Source organism: Yersinia sp. 2553 StPb PI, assembly GCF_052217105.1.
Classification (GTDB): domain Bacteria; phylum Pseudomonadota; class Gammaproteobacteria; order Enterobacterales; family Enterobacteriaceae; genus Yersinia; species Yersinia enterocolitica_E.
This window is the reverse complement of sequence record NZ_JAZGPX010000002.1, coordinates 1,053,953-1,074,059: the sequence shown is the minus strand read 5'-3', so window position 1 is coordinate 1,074,059 and position 20,107 is coordinate 1,053,953. Positions and strand designations below refer to the sequence as shown.

Below are 20,107 nucleotides of genomic sequence, written 5' to 3'. Positions count from 1 at the left end.
GCTTAGATTTTCTCGCATCCAAAGGCTCCAATGCAAGCTCAGTAGCAATATCTGTTACTTATAGCTTTACCCTATACCGGTGCCATAGTGGCAAAAACACTGACTAAGAGTAATACCGCTACACCGAGGATAATTTCCACACAACTATTTACCACTAGCCAATAGTGAGCTTTAGCGGGTAATTGCTTAAGCAATGGAACGATGAGATAACGATTAATCAGTGCAACAATAATCATAAACATCACCAATATCACTTTGCAGAGCAGAAGTATCTGATAAGTAGATGTCAGCGTCAGCGCGGTATCGCCCAGTATAATGATGCTGTTAATAACACCACTCGCCAGTACCAATGCTACGGCCAGATGTCCCCAGCTTGAGAATCGAATCAACGTAGTGATGGCTTCACGTTTGACATCATTATTGCGGGTATAAACGAGGCAAATCAGCAGCGCTGGCAAGCAACCCAGCCAGTAACCCGCACTGAGCAGATGTATGATTTGATTAGTTTGGTGAATCCATCCCACGACTCCAGCATGCATCGCCGCATGCCCGGTAAAAGCAAGACTCGCGAGTAACAGCGTTGAGCAGCCCGCTATCAGTCGATAGTTGCTACGAGTTGAACCCAGCAACACTATCCACATAATCAAAATGGATAAACCCATATGCCATTGCCACACCTGGCCGAAGCGTGTACCAAATACCGACCACCAAACGGTCAATCGATAAGTATCAGCCCAACCATCACCCATCATTCCAGCCTGAACGGCTAAAAGCCCCACGGCAGAGATAAGCCCCAGAAAAGTACTGAAGATAAGTAGAGGTGACAGACGGGTTTTGAGTATTGAAGAGAATCGATCTGGTGCTAATACAGCGGTGAATATACTGATGCCAAACATCAGCATCACCGCCAGAAAATGCAAGAAGCGACACAGAACGAATAGAGCCGCCAGAGACATATTATTTCACAGTGAAGCTGTATGTGCCTTTGGTTTTATGACCATCGACAGACACCACGTGCCATGAAACATTATATTTCCCTGCTGTTAATGCATGATCAATAGGCAAAATCAACTGTGTGTTATTCACCGGATCCAATTTTAACGCACCAGTTTTCACTACATTGTTATCAGGGCCGGTAACTTTCACACCACTGAAATTGAGTTCAATACCTTCAGAGAAACCCAGCGTCACTGCTTCTGGTGCTGAACCGATAGTGGTATCGGCAGCTGGCGACTCTATTTTCAGGTGTGCGTGAGCCAGAGCTTGCTGGCTAGATAGCCCAACAAACAACACAATAAGCGCCGAAAGCATGCGGCAAGAAGAACGGACTTTGCGAATAAACATAGTATCCCTTAATCAATGGGGAAAAGAATCAATCTGCTACCAACCATATCCTATATTGGCAGCGCGAACCCCTATCACTTCCAGTCAATTGCACTACCTGTGAGATAGCACACAAAACAAAACGCCAAATTCTGAGTGGTGATTGAAATATCACCAATAATTGGGCAGCAATTCAACTCACTGCCTTGTCGTTATTGCAAATGATAACGATTTGAATATAGCAAGTCGAGAAACCATAGCTAAACAATATGCAATTAGCACGAAAACAATAAGATGGAGGGAGTTGTGTAGCTAAGTTAGCGGGGAAAAACGAAAATCGCAGTTCCTGATTCTGTTGATCGAGAATCAAAAACTGCGTCAATCACTCTAACAATACAGATTAAGCTTGAACGTGGCTTTGGGCCGCCATTGTTTTCAGATCTTTATCAACGAAGAACAATGAATTACCGCTGTTACCCACCAAGGCCAGTTTATCAAGAATGGATTTGAACAGTTTTTCTTCTTCATGCTGCTCAGCCACATACCATTGCAGGAAATTGAACGTGGAATAATCGTGGTTTTCCATTGCTGCATGAGCGAGTTCATTAATTTGAGTAGTAATAAGCTGCTCATGCTCGTAAGTCTGCTTGAATACATCAGCCAGAGAAGCAAAATCAATTGGTGGGGCGCTGATCGTACCCAAAACCGGCATAGAGCCTGTCCCGCTGAGATATTCGAACAAACGCTGCATGTGCTGCATCTCTTCTTGAGAATGCTCTTTTAAAAATGCCGCAGCACCTTCAAAACCTTTATCGCTGCACCAGGCACTCATTTGCAGGTAAAGATTCGCAGAGTAAAACTCCAGATTAAGCTGCTCATTGAGCTTTTTTGCCATTTCTGTTTTCAACATAATAATTCCCTTATTTTTATAATGCAGGTAAGCGATGATTATTTTTCGTATTATGCCAAGATAAATACAAAATAAGAACACCCCATTTACAATAAAAACATTAAAAAGATAAAGACAACTCAACCACTTGATTTAAATCATAAAATAGTAAATACCACAAATTACCGTAATTATTATAAGAATCATTCACATTACCGGCAAAATACTAAAAGGAATGATTATTATTTGATTTTCACCTTAAAATAATAATTAATTACAGTGGGTATTAATATTATCCCAATACAGATAACCGATTAATGTGATGGTTTGGTCACATCCGCTACTTGCCAATCCACGTTACCTGCATTACCTTTTGCGCCATACCCCCACAGCCTAAGAAGGAGAAAACGATGGGATATAATCTGACGGAGCTTTCTGACGAAGAAACGGCAAAAATGAATGTTGATTTAGCCGCTTCAGGTGTGGCGTTTAAAGAGCGTTACAATATGCCAGTGATTGCTGAAATGATCGCCCGGGAACAGCCGGAAGAACTGCGTGAGTATTTTTTACAACGCTTAGCTCACTACCGTGCTGAATCAATTAAATTCTCACGCTTACCGTATGAGCCCAAGATAAAGTAAGCGACTAAAAACTCCCGCAGGTATCAAGTTGCGGGAGTGGACCGAATAAGACAATTATGACTTACGCGCAAATCTATCTGTAGCCAGAATCAACTGGTGCAGAATTCCTGGCTCATCAAAGGAATGCCCCGCACCTTCGACAATATGCAATTCAGCCTCTGGCCAGGCTTGTGCTAAATCCCAGGCATTCTGTGGCTGGCACGCCATATCATATCGACCATGAATAATAACTGCTGGAATATGACGAATACGTGTCACGTTATCCAACAATTGGTTATCACTGTCTAAAAAACCTAGATGGGTAAAATAGTGATTTTCAATACGGGCAAAGGCCAGAGCAAAATCATCTTCGCCAAAGGAAGCAGAGCTTTTGGTCGGTAATAATGTAACAGTTTCACCTTCCCATAAACTCCAAATTTTGGCAGCCTCCAGTTGTACCGCCTTGTCAGGTGATGTCAGCCGCTTACGGTAAGCAGCAGTAATATCACTCCGTTCTTCTGGCGATAAAATGGAAAGTATACGTTGCCATTTATCTGGGAAAAAACGAGAGGCCCCATCCTGGTAGTAGCAATTCAACTCTTTTTTGCGTAGTGTGAAAATTCCACGCAGAACCATCTCACTGACCCGTTCGGGGTGTGTTTCACCATAAGCCAATGCGAGTGTTGAGCCCCATGAACCACCAAAGATCAGCCACTTATCTACATCCGCCATTTTGCGTAGCCGTTCGATATCATCGACCAAATGCCAGGTTGTATTATTGTCCAGACTGGCGTGGGGTTTTGAACGACCACATCCACGTTGATCAAACAGCAGCACTTTATATTTTTTAGGGTTAAAAAGTTGCCGGTGATAAGGTGCAATACCCCCTCCCGGTCCACCATGTATAAATACAGCTGGTTTACCTTCTGGGTTGCCACAGAGTTCCCAATAAATCTGATGCCCATCGCCGGTGTCTAATAAACCACTGTCGTAGGGTTCATACGCTGGATAAAGCCCACGTAATTGTTCCATTATTTTTCCATGTTTGTTATTAGACATTAAAGTTATCAAAGCCTATACAGCACGCAGGGTCAACGATAAAACATCACATTTACGCCAATCAGCCAATTAATTCCTCCAACTGGCGATAATTACGCCATATCTCAATGCATTCTGCGCAGTTATATCCTCGGGATAACACGATTTAAACGGTAACAAGATAAATTAAGATTTAATAATACTGTTGTTAAACAATAGATTAATTGCATTGATGCTTTATCTCCTTGCAACTTACCCTCATAAGGTGGTTAATAGGTGGGCGTACCAACCTAACCGAAGGTAAAGAGAGGCAAGCCATGAGTAAGGGAATGGACAGCAAAAAGAACGCGAAGAAAAAGCCACTAAAAACTCCAGCTGAGAAAAAAGCGGAGAAACGCGCTAAGAAGTCATCTTCTACCAGCGCAGAATAAACGGGCTTTTCGTCTCGTCAGTCAACCCGCCATATTAGGCGGGTTTTTTGTTGCTATTATTTAGCAATAGTCGGTGGGGGATAGAAATGTATTTTCGTGTTATCGATACCGAAACCTGTGGTTTAGCCGGTGGGATTGTTGAGGTTGCTTCTATTGATTTAGTTGATGGAGCATTGGCTAACCCTATGAGTGATCTGATTAGTCCAGACCGACCAATCAGCATTGATGCGATGGTAATCCACCATATCACTGAAGAAATGGTAGAAGGCAAACCACGAATTGCGGTGGCGATTAGAAGATATCAAGGCAGCCCATATTATGTTGCCCATAATGCGCCTTTTGATCGTGGGGTATTACCGGAGATGGGCGGCCAATGGATTTGTACGCTTAAGCTGGCACGAATGCTCTATCCTGACATTAAGCACAGTAATCAATATCTGCGTTACGCTTTGCGACTGAATGTTTCAGTACCGGATAATCTATACCCGCATCGTGCTTTATACGACTGCTATGTCACTGCGGCGCTATTACAGCGCATTATGCAAGACTCTGGTTGGAACGCCGAACAAATGGCCGAGATAACACAGCAGCCGCTGTTATTACAGACATTTAAATTTGGGAAATACCGGGGCAAAAGCATTGAACAGATAGCCCGGCAAGACCCGGACTATCTGCGTTGGATGTTAGCTTCAATAACTGACCTTACGCCAGATATGCGCCATACCCTGACCTATTACCTGACGTAATATTCCTGACTAGATTAAGCCAAAGCCAGTATGAATGCATATTCCAAAGCGATGTCTTCATACGCTTTGAAACGGCCTGATTTACCGCCATGACCTGAATCCATATCGGTGTAGAGCAATAATTGGTGGTCATCCGTTTTCATTTCACGCAGCTTGGCGACCCACTTTGCCGGTTCCCAGTATTGAACCTGTGAATCATGTAAGCCGGTAGTCACCAGCATGTGCGGATAATCCTGAGCCTTTACCTGATCATAAGGACTGTATTGCTTAATATAGTCGTAATACGCCTTATCGTTCGGGTTGCCCCATTCATCATACTCGCCAGTGGTGAGAGGAATCGATTCATCCAACATGGTGGTTACCACATCAACAAACGGCACCTGTGCCACTACGCCTTTATATAACCCGGGTTCCTGATTGATGACCGTCCCCATCAACAAGCCACCAGCACTGCCTCCCATGGCAAATACACGGTTAGCATCACCATAACCCTCAGTTATCAATGCTTTGGTAACATCGATAAAATCGTTGAAAGTATTTAACTTGCTGAGCAATTTACCGTCTTCATACCACTGCTGTCCCAATTCTCCGCCGCCCCGAATATGAGCCAGAGCGAAGACAAAACCACGATCCAATAGGCTTAATCGGCTACCACTGAATGCGGGATCCATACTGCTGCCATATGAGCCATAGCCATAAACCAACAGTGGATTACTACCTGAAACAAAGTGATCTTGGTGATAAACCAATGAAACCGGCACTTTTACGCCGTCGGTTGCAGTGACCCATATCCGCTCGCTGCGATACTTTTCCGGGGTGAAATTCTTCACTTCTTGCTGTTTCAGTAGCTGGCGCGTACCTGTATCCATATTAAGTTCAAACATTGAACTTGGTGTAGTCATAGAGGAGTAGCCATAGCGCAGCAATTCTGTTTCTGGCTCGGGGTTATAAGCCAACCAGGTAACATAGGTTGGATCATCAAAAGTAATGTATTTCTCTTCGTCAGTGGCCCAGTGAATCTGTCGTAAATGCGTCAGCCCTTCACTACGCTCTTCCACTACCAACCAATCACGGAATAGGCTGAAGCCCTCCAACATAACATCAGTTGTTGGCGCGATTAATGACACCCATTGAGATTCATCGGCAAAATCACGTTGTTCCTTACCTTCTTCGGCTATTTTGTACAAACCGAAATTCTTGCCATCTTTATTTGAGCGTAAATAAAAATGTTGCTTATAGTGGTCCAACCCGTATTCATGGTCTTTACGGCGCGGTGCAAACATCTGTGGTGCGGATTCAGGCTTATCAGCATCCAGCAACAAGATTTCAGATGTAGTGGTACTGCTCAGATTAATAACAATGAAACGTTCAGATGTGGTTTTTTCCAGCCCAACATAAAATGTATCGTCAGTTTCCTGATAAATAAGTTGGTCCAATTGAGGGTCGGTTCCTACTACATGGCGATACACTTGATAAGGCAGTAATGTTTTTTCATGTTTGCGCACGTAATAGAGCGTTTTTGAATCATTGGCCCACTCAAAACTACCTGAGGTATTGCTGATAACTTCTTCGTGCCAAACATCACTTTGCAAATGTTTCACCCGAATATCATATTGGCGACGCGATAAGAAATCCTCTGCAACCGCTAATAGATGATTATCTGGGCTAACATCCAACCCACCCAAGGTATAAAACTCACTGTCCGCTGCCCGTTGGTTGCCATCCAATAACGTTTCCCAACTGCTATCAGCCCAAACCGGTTGACGCACGTAAATAGCATATTCATTACCCGGCTCAAAACGCGTCTGATAGCGATAGCCATTGCGGATATAGGGGACTGATTCTTCCTGTGGCGGAATTCGCGAAACCATCTCTTGATACAGGGTTTCTCGCAAAGGTTGTTGTGGCTGCAACACTGCGTTGGTGAAATCATTTTCAGCTTGCAAGTAGTTCAGAACATCGGCGTCAGTACGCTCGTCATCACGTAGCCAATAATAGTCATCTACACGGGTATCGCCGTGCATAGTTATTGGATAAGGGCGTTTATCGGCCTTTGGAGGTATGGTCATTGATTGAGTTATCCATCTGTGTTCGTTAACGCGAGAGTGACACGATTACCTGTGGATGCCAAGCACCAGCATATGCTTATAATTTAGCTGAAGGGAGCTAATTAAATGATAAATATGATTATAAAAGAGACCTGAGAGAGTATCCGCCGTGAGGGGGGATAAACAGGTACCAGATACGTTTCCTCCAGCACCTGTTTGGCAGCTATTAACTTTATGCAGACGTTATTCTACCCAGACCTATTTGAGTCAATTACTAATGAGAGGTATACCTATTTAGGGCCATTATAGGTAATGCTGCCAGCTTTGCAGTCAAGTACCACTTGGTAGGTTTTGTCACCCTTGTTACCACGAACAGTCATTGGAACCTGCCAGACATCATCCTGGCCTGTAATGTCTACCGCGCTAATCCAAACCACTGGGCTATCAGTACCCAATTGTTTCTTATCCGCTTCCCAACGCGTAATTCTGTTTTGCAGAAAATCTCGCTTAACCTGCGTTGCTACCTGAGATTGGTTTAAACCGGGGCAAGCAGGTAATTTCGCTACTCGCGGCTCTTGGGCCTGTACACCACTGGTGATACCCGCCAATGCAGTGATCAATACCAAGGCTAATCCTGTCTTTCTCATCATTCCTCCAAATATTATTATTTCTATCCTATGGTAGGAACGATGATTGAAAGGTAGGTTACAGAGTGAACAGCGTTGCAGGGTAATAATGATAACGCCGTTTAATTAACACCGCGTAAATTCAATCACATAAAACTGTTCCAGCCCAGGATAGATCTCCTTAATCACCTTTTTCAGCTCATCCAATGACATATTTTCTTGCTCCGCATGACGGTCAGACAGTGCCTCCAGCGTGATTGGCGTGACTGATTTGACCATAATGTGGCAGAAGAATACGCCATCTTCATTGCGACATACGCGCAAGGTTTCCCCTGGGCGGAAATCGGATTCACTGCTATCCCGGATGGTGATCGTCTTACGATCTGCCAGAATATCCGCCTCAAATCGGCTAAAGAAGGTGATTTCACGATTCATTTTAGATCCCTTTTTCACTTTCTGCTGAAAGTTGGCAAATTAAGCGGCTTGATTTTCTTCAGATTTGTTTTTTTTCTCTGGTACATTCTTTTCCGCTTTCACTTTTGCTTGCCCATCGACAGGAGTCGCAGGGTTAGCACCTCGAAGAATTTGCCCCAAAGCCTCTTTATTTTCTGCCAGGAAGAAACTCAGCGCCTCGCGTTGATCTTCTTCAAGGGTTAAGGGAGCCTGTGACAGCCACTCAGACAAATTGTCAGCCAAATCCAGCATTTTATCGTAAGCATCGGCTTCTTTTTTGGTTGTGAAAGTCATTTTTTCCTCACCCTGTCTTACCACGACGAATTTTATTTCAACGGCCATTGCTGTATGTCCTTTTCATGTCTTTCACGCCCACAAGTAACTGTACATATAAACAGTATAGTGTGAGTTGTCGGGGGGATGCAACAGTCATCTCCCCTTCGTGTAATTATTTCAATAAACGGGCTTTGCAGTTTTTGCCTTTAATCTTGCCTTGTTGTAATTGCTGTAAGGCACGTTTGGCACTGGCTTTACGGATTGCAACATAGGCATGGACTGGGAACATATCAATCTTACCGACGTCAGCAGCGGTCAGACCGGCCTCACCGGTTAAAGCACCCAAAATATCACCTGGGCGAATTTTTGCTTTGCGCCCACCATCAATGCATAACGTGACCATTTCAGGCTCTAGCATCGTGTTAGCACTACGGCTCACCTGTTCCGCCGGGGTCCATTTCAGTTTTATTTGCAGATAATCTTCAATGGCATGCGCGCGGGACATCTCTTGTGGTGTACACAAGCTAACCGCCAGACCACTCATCCCTGCCCGACCAGTACGACCAATACGGTGCACGTGAACCTCTGGGTCAAAGGCCAGCTCAAAGTTAACCACCAGCGCCAGATCTTTAATGTCCAGGCCTCGGGCTGCTACATCGGTTGCCACCAGCACACGACAACTGCGGTTGGCAAAACGCACCAGCACCTGATCACGGTCACGTTGTTCTAAGTCACCATGCAAAGCCAGCACACTGATTCCACGAGATTCCAATGCTTCATAGACACTTTGGCAATCTTTCTTGGTGTTACAGAAAACCACACAAGAACTCGGCTGATAATGACTGAGAACTGATATCAGTAGCGGCAAACGTTTTTCGCGGGTGGTTTCAAAGAACACCTGCTCAATGGCAGGAACTTCATCGCCATCATCAACTTCAACATTGATTGGTTGGCGTTGAACTCGCGCACTGATTCGTTCGATACCGACCGGATAGGTGGCTGAGAACAGTAGGGTTTGGCGCTGTGGCGGGGTATAGGCAATGACATCGTCGATGGCATCGGTAAAGCCCATATCCAGCATGCGATCAGCCTCATCCAATACCAGAATCTTAAGATCTTCCAGTACCAGTGTTTTCTTACGCAAATGCTCCTGAATACGCCCCGGCGTGCCCACAACAATGTGTGGCGCATGTACCAGTGAATCCAATTGATGCCCCATCGGTTGGCCACCGCACAAGGTCAGGATTTTAATGTTTTGCGTGAAACGGGCCAAGCGGCGCAACTCTTTGCTGACCTGATCAGCCAATTCACGGGTCGGGCACAGCACCAATGCCTGGGTAACAAACTCACCGACCGCAATTTTATCGAGTAAACCAATACCGAATGCCGCAGTTTTGCCACTGCCGGTTTTGGCTTTCGCCCGGACATCCTGCCCGTTGAGGATTGCCGGTAAAGCCGCAGCCTGTACCGGTGTCATCTCGGTATAGCCAAGTTCATTAAGATTGGACAACTGCTCAGCAGGCAGCGTCAGGGAAGAAAAGGAAGTTGTGCTCACGGCAGTAACTCTTATAACTGGATGGAATGGCAGCGACAGCCTGAAGGCAAGCGCAAGATTTTGGCGCGATAATACCAGAAATGGGGGCATTGCCGGAGTTAAACCGCAAAAAACAAACCAAATACGCAATGCGCTGCACATATATTGATATCGACTCACTGCCATTCGCCAGATACGCAATCGTTTTCGTTGCCATTTTGCCGTATACTGGCGCCCGTAAAATTGATCGCGCGACAAATAAATGTGCAACTATCCCACTGATGTAGGTACCTAACTATGCTAACTATTGGAACCGCTCTGCGCCCAGGCGCTACCCGTGTCATGTTGCTTGGCTCTGGCGAGTTGGGTAAAGAAGTGGCTATCGAATGCCAAAGACTGGGGCTGGAAGTGATTGCCGTGGATCGCTATGCAGATGCACCCGCCATGCATGTTGCCCATCGCAGCCATGTCATTAATATGCTGGATGGCTCGGCGCTGAAACAGTTGGTCGAACAGGAAAAACCGCACTATATCGTGCCAGAAATAGAAGCTATCGCCACCGATATGCTGGTTGAACTCGAGATGATGGGCCAACGGGTCGTGCCTTGTGCCGAGGCAACCCGGCTGACGATGAACCGTGAAGGCATTCGCCGTTTAGCGGCAGAAACCCTGCAATTGCCAACCTCTAGCTACCGTTTCGCCGACACTGATAGCGCATTCCGTCAGGCCGTTAGTGAAGTGGGTTATCCCTGTATCGTTAAGCCAGTAATGAGTTCTTCCGGTAAAGGCCAAAGTCTGATCCGCAATGCAGGTCAACTCCAAACCGCCTGGGATTATGCCCAACAAGGTGGCCGCGCCGGGGGTGGCAGAGTGATTGTTGAAGGCTTGGTTCGTTTTGATTTTGAAATTACCCTGCTGACAATCAATGCTGTTGATGGCATCCATTTTTGTGCGCCTATTGGCCACCGTCAGGAAGATGGCGACTACCGTGAGTCTTGGCAACCACAGGTGATGAGTGAGACCGCCTTGGCGCGCGCAAAAGCGATCGCGTCTCAGGTGGTGAAAGCTCTCGGCGGTTATGGCTTATTTGGCGTGGAATTATTTGTTTGTGGCGATGAAGTGATTTTCAGTGAAGTGTCACCGCGCCCGCACGATACCGGCATGGTGACGTTAATTTCACAAAATATGTCTGAGTTCGCATTACATGTCCGGGCATTTCTTGGTTTCCCGATTGGCACTATCCGTCAATATGGCGCGGCCGCTTCAGCGGTTATTTTACCTGAATTGACCAGCCAGAATATTGCTTATCATGGCTTAGAAACTGCGTTGACTGGCGATACGCAAATTCGCTTATTTGGTAAACCTGACATTGCCGGCAAACGGCGTTTAGGGGTGGCGCTGGCCGTCGCTGATGATATCACTACCGCCATCGAAGTAGCGAAACGAGCCGCAGCGGCTGTCGTGGTCAGTGGGTAACCCTCAGCCCGTTCATCTGGTTATCCCATAAAAAACCCGCCAATTAACGGCGGGTTTAATCAGTTGCTATCCCGAGCTTATCCCTCGTACGGATCCTCAATGTCATCCGCATCTTGCTCATTATCACGGCGATAATCAGATTCATCATGATCATCAAAATCAGTATCTTCAAAGATAGCCATGGCTTGTGGATCATCTTGGTGCCGCTCACGGATTTCTGCGGCCACCAGTGCGATCGCTTCACCACTGCTCATACCTTCTGACATGAATTTGTGAATACGTTCGACAGCTTCTTGCTGTTCCTCATGGGAAAGTGAAGGCATACCCGCTAGCATTGATTCATCTCCAACATATAATTGATTAAGTATACCTGTTTATTCGGGTCTGCGGTGAATTGACTGCCCCAGACGACCCGCCCGCCAATTTATGCTAATCTTCACTGCGGCGCGCTGCGAACTGCGTCATCGCGCCCCCAATATGTCCATCCGAAAGAAAAGAATAGTGACTCATGAGTGTGAAATCCCTGACCATCAAAGCCTTGCCTTATCAGCCTGACGCCCTGCTCCAACAATTTGCTCCACTCGCCAATCAAAGCTGGGCAATGCTGCTGCATTCGGGATTCGCAGAACATGCTCATAATCGTTTTGATATATTGGTCGCTGACCCGCATGTAACACTCACCACTCGGGGCCTGCAAACGGAGATAATCAGCGCGCAAGGCCGAGTCTGCTCCCCGGCAGATCCCTTCTGTTTATTACAGCAGCAGCTCGATAAATTCGCCTTGCCACTGCCATCACACCCTGACCTGCCATTTCTGGGCGGTGCATTGGGGTTATTTGGTTATGACCTGGGCCGTCGAGTTGAGAAGTTGCCGACACTGGCCGAACAAGATATCGCATTACCGGATATGGCGGTCGGCTTGTATGACTGGGCGCTGATTGCCGACCATCATTTGCAGAAGCTGACGCTGGTGTGTCATGGGGATGCCGAGCAGCGCCTACTCTGGCTACAGCAGCAACAGAGTCCTAAAGCTCCCCAGTCATTCACACTGACCAGCCCATGGCAGGCCAATATGTCGCGGGCGGAATATGGCGAAAAATTCCGCCAGATTCAAGAGTACCTGCACAGTGGTGACTGCTATCAAATTAATCTGGCACAGAGATTCAGTGCTGAATATCAAGGTGATGAATGGCAAGCCTTTCTGTCGTTGAGTCGCAGTAATCGCGCACCGTTTTCGGCCTTTATCCGCTTGCCACACAACGCCATACTGAGTGTCTCGCCGGAGCGCTTTTTATGGCTGGAAAACCATCAAATTCAAACCCGCCCGATCAAGGGCACACTGCCACGTTTGGAGCTCCCCGAGCAGGACCGCTTGCAGGCTGAACGGTTAGCTAACTCACCGAAAGATCGGGCTGAAAATCTGATGATAGTGGACCTGCTGCGCAACGATATTGGCCGTGTGGCACAACCAGGTAGCGTGCGGGTGCCTGAGTTATTTGTTGTTGAGCCTTTCCCGGCAGTGCACCATTTAGTTAGCACCATTACCGCGACCCTGCCTGCTGAATGCCCGGCGACGGCGCTGCTTCGAGCCTGCTTCCCCGGTGGTTCAATAACCGGAGCACCGAAGATTCGTGCCATGGAGATCATCGAACAACTGGAGCCACAGCGGCGCAATGCCTATTGCGGTAACATTGGCTATATTAGTTGCTGTGGTACGATGGATACCAACATCACCATCCGCACGCTGTTGACCGAAAACGGCAAAATCTATTGTTCTGCCGGTGGAGGAATTGTGGCTGATAGCCAGGAGCAGGCTGAATATCAGGAAACATTTGATAAAATCGCCCGCATTTTGCCGCAACTGGAAATGCCTGGCGTTGAAAAAGACAGCTTATAAGCGAGCCATTCTGTGAGTGAATTATTTATCGGGCAAACTTTGTCTGAATTTATCAGCCGGTTTCAACTGCAACTGCCCCAAGCTGGCAGCTTTACGGCCAATAGCCACCATGCCGCGGTTTTAATTCCGATAATCTGTCGACCAGAGCCTACTTTACTGCTGACACGGCGCTCTGATCATCTGCGTAAACATGCCGGTCAGGTCGCCTTCCCCGGCGGCAAAGCAGACAGGGAAGACAGTTCACTGATTGATACCGCACTGCGTGAAGCGCAAGAAGAGGTCGCTATTCCTGCTTCGGCGGTACATGTCCTCGGGCAACTGGCGCCATTAGACAGTTCCAGTGGTTATCAGGTCACCCCGATTGTTGGTTTGATCCCCGCTAATATTGCCTTTCATGCTAATGAAGAAGAGGTGGCTGGTCTGTTTGAAATGCCCTTACACGAGGCGCTTAGCCTTTCACGCTACTATTCTCTGGATATCCATCGTGGAGGTGTCAATCACCGGGTCTATCTTTCTTGGTATGAGAGCCAGTTTGTCTGGGGCTTGACGGCGGCAATTATCCGGCGGCTGGCACAACAGGTGAGTATTTAATCTAAAACCATCACTCAAGCATGGGTAATGAGTGACACACCTCACAGCGTTGCCGCTAAAAAAGCTGAATTACAGCATAAAGCGATCCCTATCACCCCATCACATCGATTTTTACTCTACTTTCCTTGCACAACCATTTTAAAAAAACTGTAAACTGGCCTGTCAGCGTTATGAAATATCTGTAAAATAACATTCATCACTATAAACCACTAAAAATGTAAGGTTAAAACCTGATAGTGAGCGCCACTGATGTCATCCTAAGCTGCTCTCGATTTAGTTCGTGGGTGATAACACAGGCAGACACCATATGTAGTTAATTTCATATGGTTTTTGATCGTTTTTTAGCCCTAAATTGATCGTGATATGTAACTGTTGCGGCATCAAATCGATGCGGCTAACACCAGTAGGACCCAAATAAACAAGGGTCTGTGATGGCAATACTTCATGTATAAATATTTATCATGCGAAGTAACCTGCTGCTATCCACAGAACTCTTATACTTAATATAGATATTCTCAGTCACATTCATATGCACTGGGAATAACAAAATGCGTTGTTAAGGAGTTATAGCGTGATTAGCGTTTTTGACATGTTTAAGATTGGTATCGGCCCATCCAGCTCTCATACTGTTGGGCCAATGAAAGCTGGCAAGGAGTTTGCTGATTTGCTGGTGACTCAGGGCTTGATGCCATCTGTCACGCGTGTTGCCGTTGATGTTTACGGCTCACTCTCATTGACAGGGAAAGGTCATCACACCGATATCGCCATTATTATGGGGTTAGCCGGCAATATGCCTGACACCGTGGATATCGACAGCATCCCAGCCTTTATCCGTGATGTGGGATTAAGCCAGAAATTGATGCTTGCCAATGGGTTGCGTGAAGTTGATTTCCCACGGGAAGGCGGAATGGTGTTCCGCAGCGATAATCTGCCACTGCACGAAAATGGCATGCAAATCCACGCCTTTGCCGGTGATGAGAAAGTGCTGAGCAAAACTTATTATTCAATCGGTGGGGGTTTCATCGTTGATGAAGAGCATTTCGGCAAAGCTGCGGTAAATGCCGTCAGCGTGCCCTATCCATTTAATTCTGCTGAAGAAATTCTGGCAAACTGCAAGCAAACCGGCATGTCTATCTCCGGTATGGTGATGCAGAATGAGCTGGCGATGCACAGCAAAGAAGAGATTGAAGCCTATTTCACCGCTATCTGGCAGACCATGCGCGCCTGTATTGATCGCGGTCTGAACACCGAGGGCGTATTACCGGGTCCTCTGCGTGTACCGCGCCGTGCCTCCGCATTGCGCCGCCTGCTAGTCTCTTCCGATAGCCTGTCCAGTGATCCAATGAACGTTATTGATTGGGTCAATATGTTTGCACTGGCAGTTAATGAAGAAAATGCGGCTGGCGGGCGTGTTGTTACCGCGCCAACCAACGGCGCTTGCGGTATCGTCCCCGCAGTGCTGGCATATTACGACCACTTTATTGAGCCGGTCACCCCGGAAATCTTTATCCGCTATTTCCTGTCATCAGGTGCTGTCGGTATTTTGTACAAGATGAATGCCTCTATTTCTGGCGCTGAAGTAGGCTGTCAAGGTGAAGTGGGCGTTGCCTGCTCAATGGCAGCCGCAGGTCTGGCTGAATTACTGGGTGCCAGCCCAGAAAAGGTCTGTATTGCCGCTGAAATTGGCATGGAACACAATTTGGGGCTGACCTGTGACCCGGTTGCCGGCCAGGTACAAGTGCCTTGTATTGAACGTAATGCCATCGCATCAGTAAAAGCCATTAACTCTGCACGTATGGCGATGCGCCGCACCAGTGATCCACGCGTCTCCCTCGATAAAGTTATCGAAACCATGTTTGAGACCGGTAAAGATATGAATGCCAAATATCGCGAAACATCCCGTGGCGGTCTGGCTATCAAAGTGCAATGTAATTAATTTATTACATTGAAAAAATCGTGTTCATCAAGGGGATGCCGGTGCGCCCCTTGATGCACAGTAAAAGATTAAAAATAACTGTTATGCCTAGCAACCAAAACATGCGGGAATGCAACATATCTCACAACACACAGACCAATCAATATCTCCTTGAGGTATTTGAGGCTGAGTATCGCACGCTTTTTTATTTACCTCAGCGGCGATGGGTGTCGATAATGCATCACTAAGCGCCCTTGACGCCGTCTCCTGGCCGAATGTACCAAATGAAGACAGCATTAATACAAGAACAAAAACTATCTTTCTCATAGAACCTCCATCACGAGCGGGTAGAATGGTGAAAATATAGGTTATACGGCATCAAAAACAGAAAGTTAATTTCTATTCTGGCATTTTAAAATAGATTAAAACCAATATTTTAAACTGTTTTTAATGCCTACTTAAATTCTGTTTAAATACCCATATAACTGCCTTGAGCATTGACTTGCTTAAGTGATTTTAAGCATAGTATATATCAATTTATTTGGCGTTATTATTTTAATTAATTATTACTTGTTTCCATTCACACGTAAAATAAACATAACCTGTTGATTGTGAACAACTTAATGAGCAATTGTTTATTTTAATAGTCATCAGTATTTACTGGGGTTTTAGTATTATTGCTTTCGTTATTATATATATCAGTTTTATTTAAATTGCAGGCCTGGAAATTAACAATAAAAAACATAGTTAACTATAATTGTTTCGTCTATTAAAAAACAATTAATAGTGTGATGAGTATTATTTATCAGTCTGATAAATTAAACGAACTAAAAAGCGCTGAAATATCCATTAAAAAATGCGGGTCACCTTAAGATGACCCGCATTAGCCGAAACTCTTTTCGTTGTTAGAGTGTTACTCTTCCAGTTCGTTATTCAGTTTGGTGATTCGCACTAACTCGATACGGTAATCCGAAACCTCCATAATCTCAAAACGCAGGTTATGCAGTTCAACCACATCCCCGGCGGTTGGCATATGGCCTGAGTGAGACAGCAGCATCCCGGCGAGTGAGGCATAATCGGCGGTCGGACTTACCAGTTCGTGACAGTCCAGAGCCTGTTCCAGAGAGTGTAAATCCGCGCCTCCTTTCACCAACCAGCCATCACCGTCAGTGATAATGTCTGGTGTTTCATCTTCATCCGGGAACTCACCGGCAATGGCTTCCAACACATCAAGTGGTGTTACCAGACCCTGTACCACACCAAATTCGTCATTGACCACCACTAAGCGGCCTTTTGCTTTGCGTAATACACCCAACAGATTAATCACGTCCATGGTATCGGGTACCACAATCGGTGGCGTTGTCGCCGCAAACTCACAAATAGAGTCACCTCGCTCAATGGCAACTAACAGATCTTTGGCGCGAACCACGCCGATTATCTGATCCAATGAATCACGACAAACCGGGAACAAACTGTGTGGTGTATCTAAGAGCTGCTCACGGATCTCCTCTTGTGAGCGATTACAATCGACCCAGGATATCTCTGTCCGTGGTGTCATCACACTACGCATCGAGCGGGATGCCAATGTCAACACACCACTTATCATATAGCGCTCTTCTTGTGCAAATGCCTCGGTAGGTATCATCTGTTGCGAGTCACCATTTTGTGGTTCCTGCTGCTGACGCCCCCCCATCAAACGAATGATGGCTTCAGCCGTGCGCTGGCGTCTTGGCAAACGTGACTCATGCTTAATGAAGTTACGGCGCGCAATCTGGTTAAACAGCTCAATCAGAATAGAGAAGCCAATGGCTGCGTACAGATAGCCTTTCGGAATGTGGAAACCAAAGCCTTCAGCAATCAGACTCAGGCCAATCATCAGCAAGAAGCTCAGACACAGCACCACCACCGTAGGGTGGGCATTGACAAATCGGGTCAGTGTTTTCGATGCCAACAACATCACGCCCATGGCGATGACAACCGCAGTCATCATAATCGCCAAGTCATTCACCATCCCCACCGCAGTAATCACTGCATCGAGTGAGAATACAGCATCCAGCACCACAATCTGTGCCACTACTGCCCAGAAGCTGGCATAGCCTCGATTGGCACTGTCATCGTGCTGGTTACCCTCCAGCCGTTCATGTAGCTCGGTGGTGGCTTTAAATAGCAAAAACAGCCCCCCCACCAGCAAAATAAGGTCGCGTCCCGAGAAACTAAAACTGCCGACACTAAACAGTGGTGTCGTCAGCGTGACCATCCAGGAGATGACCGACAACAGCCCCAGGCGCATGATCAGCGCAAGCGACAGCCCGATGATTCGCGCTTTGTCTCTTTGTTTGGGGGGGAGTTTATCAGCCAGAATGGCAATAAAGACCAGGTTATCAATACCCAGAACAATTTCCAGCACCACCAGTGTCAATAACCCTGCCCAGATTGAGGGGTCCATTAGAAATTCCATGTCAGACTCCGAAAATAAGAACACGATTTAGATGATGTGCGCACTGCAACAGATACAGCAAAACGCCGTAGCACGGTTGTCAGTATAGATACGCAGAAAGATTGGGTGAGATTATACGCAGCAAAGGTGCGTGATTGAGTAACCAGATTTAAACCCACTGGTTGGGTATTAACGCTAAATAAACAGTAACTTCGGTGACAGTCCATAGGGAGAGCTGAGGCCCTTAACTCCTGACAATTAATAGAGCCGTTAACTTTATCAGGATTTTTTTTATCAGCATAGGGGGATTTATTACCTGACCCACGATAAACAGTCATCTCATCACCTTAAGGTTCATCATCAGCCGCGATTCTATTTTTCTATACCTGAAATTTATCCCTCACCGAAAAGTGGTTATGAATCAATTTTTATACCGATTACACAAATAGTTAACACAAAAAGTCTAATATGACGCTAGCAGCCCAACTGAATACATCAATGTCGTTTATATAACTGTCGATTAATTACCCAAGTAAGCTAAATCATTCATAACATGTCCGAATAAATGAACAGCGTCACATAATTTATTTTTTCACTGACTAAAATAAATCACATCCAACAACATTAAGCGGCCTACTTGAATCGATTCATTTGTGTTGCGAATAAATCATCAGCAGTACGCTGATATTGTGACTATCATAATAGATTCAATGTATACCGAAATGCTGTGGGTGATTACTGGATTTTCTGTTACGTGCTAGGACTCAATTCTGAGTTAACAGAGGGGGTAGCGAGTGAGTATAGCTATTATCATCGGCACACATGGGGCTGCGGCAGAACAACTGCTGAAAACAGCTGAAATGATTTTAGGCGAACAAGCTAACGTCGCTTATATCGATTTCGTCCCCGGTGAAAATGCCGAAACGTTGATTGAGAAATACAACGGTAAATTGACCGGGCTTGATACCAGCAGTGGTGTTCTATTCCTGGTTGATACCTGGGGTGGTAGCCCGTTTAACGCTGCCAGTCGTATTGTTACTGATAAAGAAAATTATGAGGTCGTTGCCGGGGTTAATATCCCGATGCTGGTTGAAACCTTTATGGCTCGTGATGATAACCCATCATTTGCTGAATTGGTTAAAATCGCGGTGCAAACCGGTCGTGAGGGAGTTAAAGCATTAAAAACCGTCGAACCTGATGTGGCTACCACTCAACCGCAACCCCCTGCCGCTGCACGTAAAGTCGCGGCCCCAGCCGTCGCTTTAGGCCCCAATGATCATATGAAGATTGGGTTGGTGCGTATTGATGACCGCTTAATACATGGTCAGGTTGCCACCCGCTGGACCAAAGAAACTAACGTAAATCGTATTATTGTCGTCAGCGACGAAGTTGCTGCTGATAAAATGCGCAGTACGTTGCTAAAGCAAGTTGCTCCTCCCGGCGTCACCGCGCACGTCGTTGATGTTGAAAAAGCGATTCGCGTCTATGACAACCCGAAATATGCCAAAGACAGGGTCATGCTGTTATTTACTAACCCAACTGACGTCGTCCGTGTGGTTGAGGGTGGTGTAGACATCAAGTCAGTCAATATCGGTGGTATGGCATTCCGTCAGGGTAAAACCCAGGTGAATAATGCGGTCTCCGTTGATGAAAAAGATATTGAAGCTTTTAATAAATTAAATGCCCGTGGTATTGAGCTGGAAGTTCGGAAAGTCTCTTCGGATAGCCGACTCAAGATGATGGATTTAATCAGCAAACTTAATAAATAGCTTTATTAAAAACTACGTAGAAAGGTAATGCCCTGTTC

At 46.1% G+C, this 20,107-nt stretch carries 19 protein-coding genes; 7 read left to right on the top strand and 12 right to left on the bottom strand.

Translation table 11 applies throughout. From position 1 onward, the window contains the following. Positions 1–71: 71 nt before the first annotated feature. From copD to ftnA, 3 genes are all read right to left on the bottom strand, one after another. The gene (gene copD, locus V2A84_RS06170; protein ID WP_083158611.1) at positions 72–956 is read right to left on the bottom strand and encodes a copper homeostasis membrane protein CopD; all 885 of its coding nucleotides are present in this window, start codon (positions 954–956) and stop codon (positions 72–74) included. A 1-nt stretch (position 957) separates the two neighbouring features. Continuing rightward, the gene (gene yobA / locus V2A84_RS06165; RefSeq protein WP_083158610.1) at positions 958–1,344 is read right to left on the bottom strand and encodes a CopC domain-containing protein YobA; all 387 of its coding nucleotides are present in this window, start codon (positions 1,342–1,344) and stop codon (positions 958–960) included. A gap of 379 nt (positions 1,345–1,723) precedes the next feature. Beyond that, the gene (ftnA, locus tag V2A84_RS06160) at positions 1,724–2,233 is read right to left on the bottom strand and encodes a non-heme ferritin (protein WP_083158609.1); all 510 of its coding nucleotides are present in this window, start codon (positions 2,231–2,233) and stop codon (positions 1,724–1,726) included. A gap of 389 nt (positions 2,234–2,622) precedes the next feature. On the opposite strand from ftnA, the gene V2A84_RS06155 reads away from it, so the two are divergent. Beyond that, on the top strand, positions 2,623–2,853 hold the full coding sequence (locus tag V2A84_RS06155) for a DNA polymerase III subunit theta (RefSeq protein ID WP_083158608.1): 231 nt from the start codon (positions 2,623–2,625) through the stop codon (positions 2,851–2,853). Between the two features lie 54 nt (positions 2,854–2,907). Here V2A84_RS06155 and pip read toward each other — a convergent pair whose 3' ends face one another. Then, positions 2,908–3,864 carry a prolyl aminopeptidase gene (pip, locus tag V2A84_RS06150; RefSeq protein ID WP_442848654.1) on the bottom strand — a complete coding sequence of 319 codons (957 nt, stop codon included), beginning with the start codon at positions 3,862–3,864 and terminating at the stop codon, positions 2,908–2,910. Between the two features lie 523 nt (positions 3,865–4,387). On the opposite strand from pip, the gene exoX reads away from it, so the two are divergent. Continuing rightward, on the top strand, positions 4,388–5,047 hold the full coding sequence (gene exoX, locus V2A84_RS06145) for an exodeoxyribonuclease X (RefSeq protein WP_083158606.1): 660 nt from the start codon (positions 4,388–4,390) through the stop codon (positions 5,045–5,047). A 14-nt stretch (positions 5,048–5,061) separates the two neighbouring features. On the opposite strand, the gene V2A84_RS06140 is transcribed toward exoX, so the two are convergent. From V2A84_RS06140 to dbpA, 5 genes are all read right to left on the bottom strand, one after another. Beyond that, the gene (locus tag V2A84_RS06140; RefSeq protein ID WP_083158605.1) at positions 5,062–7,116 is read right to left on the bottom strand and encodes a S9 family peptidase; all 2,055 of its coding nucleotides are present in this window, start codon (positions 7,114–7,116) and stop codon (positions 5,062–5,064) included. Positions 7,117–7,385: 269 nt separating this feature from the next. After that, positions 7,386–7,742 (bottom strand): protein YebF, encoded by a 357-nt coding sequence (yebF, locus tag V2A84_RS06135; RefSeq protein WP_265331620.1) that lies wholly within the window; start codon positions 7,740–7,742, stop codon positions 7,386–7,388. A 105-nt stretch (positions 7,743–7,847) separates the two neighbouring features. Next, positions 7,848–8,156 carry a N(4)-acetylcytidine aminohydrolase gene (gene yqfB / locus V2A84_RS06130; RefSeq protein ID WP_083158603.1) on the bottom strand — a complete coding sequence of 103 codons (309 nt, stop codon included), beginning with the start codon at positions 8,154–8,156 and terminating at the stop codon, positions 7,848–7,850. Between the two features lie 39 nt (positions 8,157–8,195). Next, a complete protein-coding gene (locus tag V2A84_RS06125) occupies positions 8,196–8,516 on the bottom strand; it encodes a YebG family protein (RefSeq protein ID WP_083158602.1) in 321 nt (106 codons plus the stop codon). Between the two features lie 106 nt (positions 8,517–8,622). After that, positions 8,623–10,005, bottom strand: a complete 1,383-nt coding sequence (gene dbpA / locus V2A84_RS06120) for an ATP-dependent RNA helicase DbpA (RefSeq protein ID WP_083158601.1) — start codon at positions 10,003–10,005, stop codon at positions 8,623–8,625. 276 nt (positions 10,006–10,281) lie between these two features. On the opposite strand from dbpA, the gene purT reads away from it, so the two are divergent. After that, complete coding sequence (purT, locus tag V2A84_RS06115; protein ID WP_083158599.1) at positions 10,282–11,460, top strand: formate-dependent phosphoribosylglycinamide formyltransferase; 1,179 nt, start codon at positions 10,282–10,284, stop codon at positions 11,458–11,460. 77 nt (positions 11,461–11,537) lie between these two features. On the opposite strand, the gene V2A84_RS06110 is transcribed toward purT, so the two are convergent. After that, positions 11,538–11,795 (bottom strand): YoaH family protein, encoded by a 258-nt coding sequence (locus tag V2A84_RS06110; RefSeq protein WP_083158598.1) that lies wholly within the window; start codon positions 11,793–11,795, stop codon positions 11,538–11,540. Between the two features lie 173 nt (positions 11,796–11,968). Here V2A84_RS06110 and pabB point away from each other — a divergent pair, with 173 nt between their 5' ends. The 3 genes from pabB (at position 11,969) to V2A84_RS06095 (ending at position 15,884) form a co-directional block, all read left to right on the top strand. Beyond that, positions 11,969–13,357: an aminodeoxychorismate synthase component 1 gene (gene pabB / locus V2A84_RS06105; RefSeq protein ID WP_442848653.1), complete on the top strand. Its 1,389-nt coding sequence runs from the start codon at positions 11,969–11,971 to the stop codon at positions 13,355–13,357. Positions 13,358–13,369: 12 nt separating this feature from the next. Continuing rightward, positions 13,370–13,948 (top strand): CoA pyrophosphatase, encoded by a 579-nt coding sequence (locus tag V2A84_RS06100; RefSeq protein WP_083158596.1) that lies wholly within the window; start codon positions 13,370–13,372, stop codon positions 13,946–13,948. Between the two features lie 571 nt (positions 13,949–14,519). Beyond that, on the top strand, positions 14,520–15,884 hold the full coding sequence (locus V2A84_RS06095) for an L-serine ammonia-lyase (RefSeq protein ID WP_083158595.1): 1,365 nt from the start codon (positions 14,520–14,522) through the stop codon (positions 15,882–15,884). Positions 15,885–15,971: 87 nt separating this feature from the next. Here the strand turns inward: V2A84_RS06095 and V2A84_RS06090 are convergent, their stop codons facing one another. After that, on the bottom strand, positions 15,972–16,160 hold the full coding sequence (locus tag V2A84_RS06090; RefSeq protein ID WP_280512713.1) for an ST-I family heat-stable enterotoxin: 189 nt from the start codon (positions 16,158–16,160) through the stop codon (positions 15,972–15,974). 616 nt (positions 16,161–16,776) lie between these two features. Further along, positions 16,777–18,321, bottom strand: coding sequence for a TerC family protein (locus V2A84_RS06085; protein WP_083158594.1), 1,545 nt, complete (start codon positions 18,319–18,321; stop codon positions 16,777–16,779). Positions 18,322–19,094: 773 nt separating this feature from the next. Here V2A84_RS06085 and manX point away from each other — a divergent pair. Beyond that, positions 19,095–20,069, top strand: coding sequence for a PTS mannose transporter subunit IIAB (manX, locus tag V2A84_RS06080; protein ID WP_083158593.1), 975 nt, complete (start codon positions 19,095–19,097; stop codon positions 20,067–20,069). Positions 20,070–20,107 lie beyond the last annotated feature (38 nt).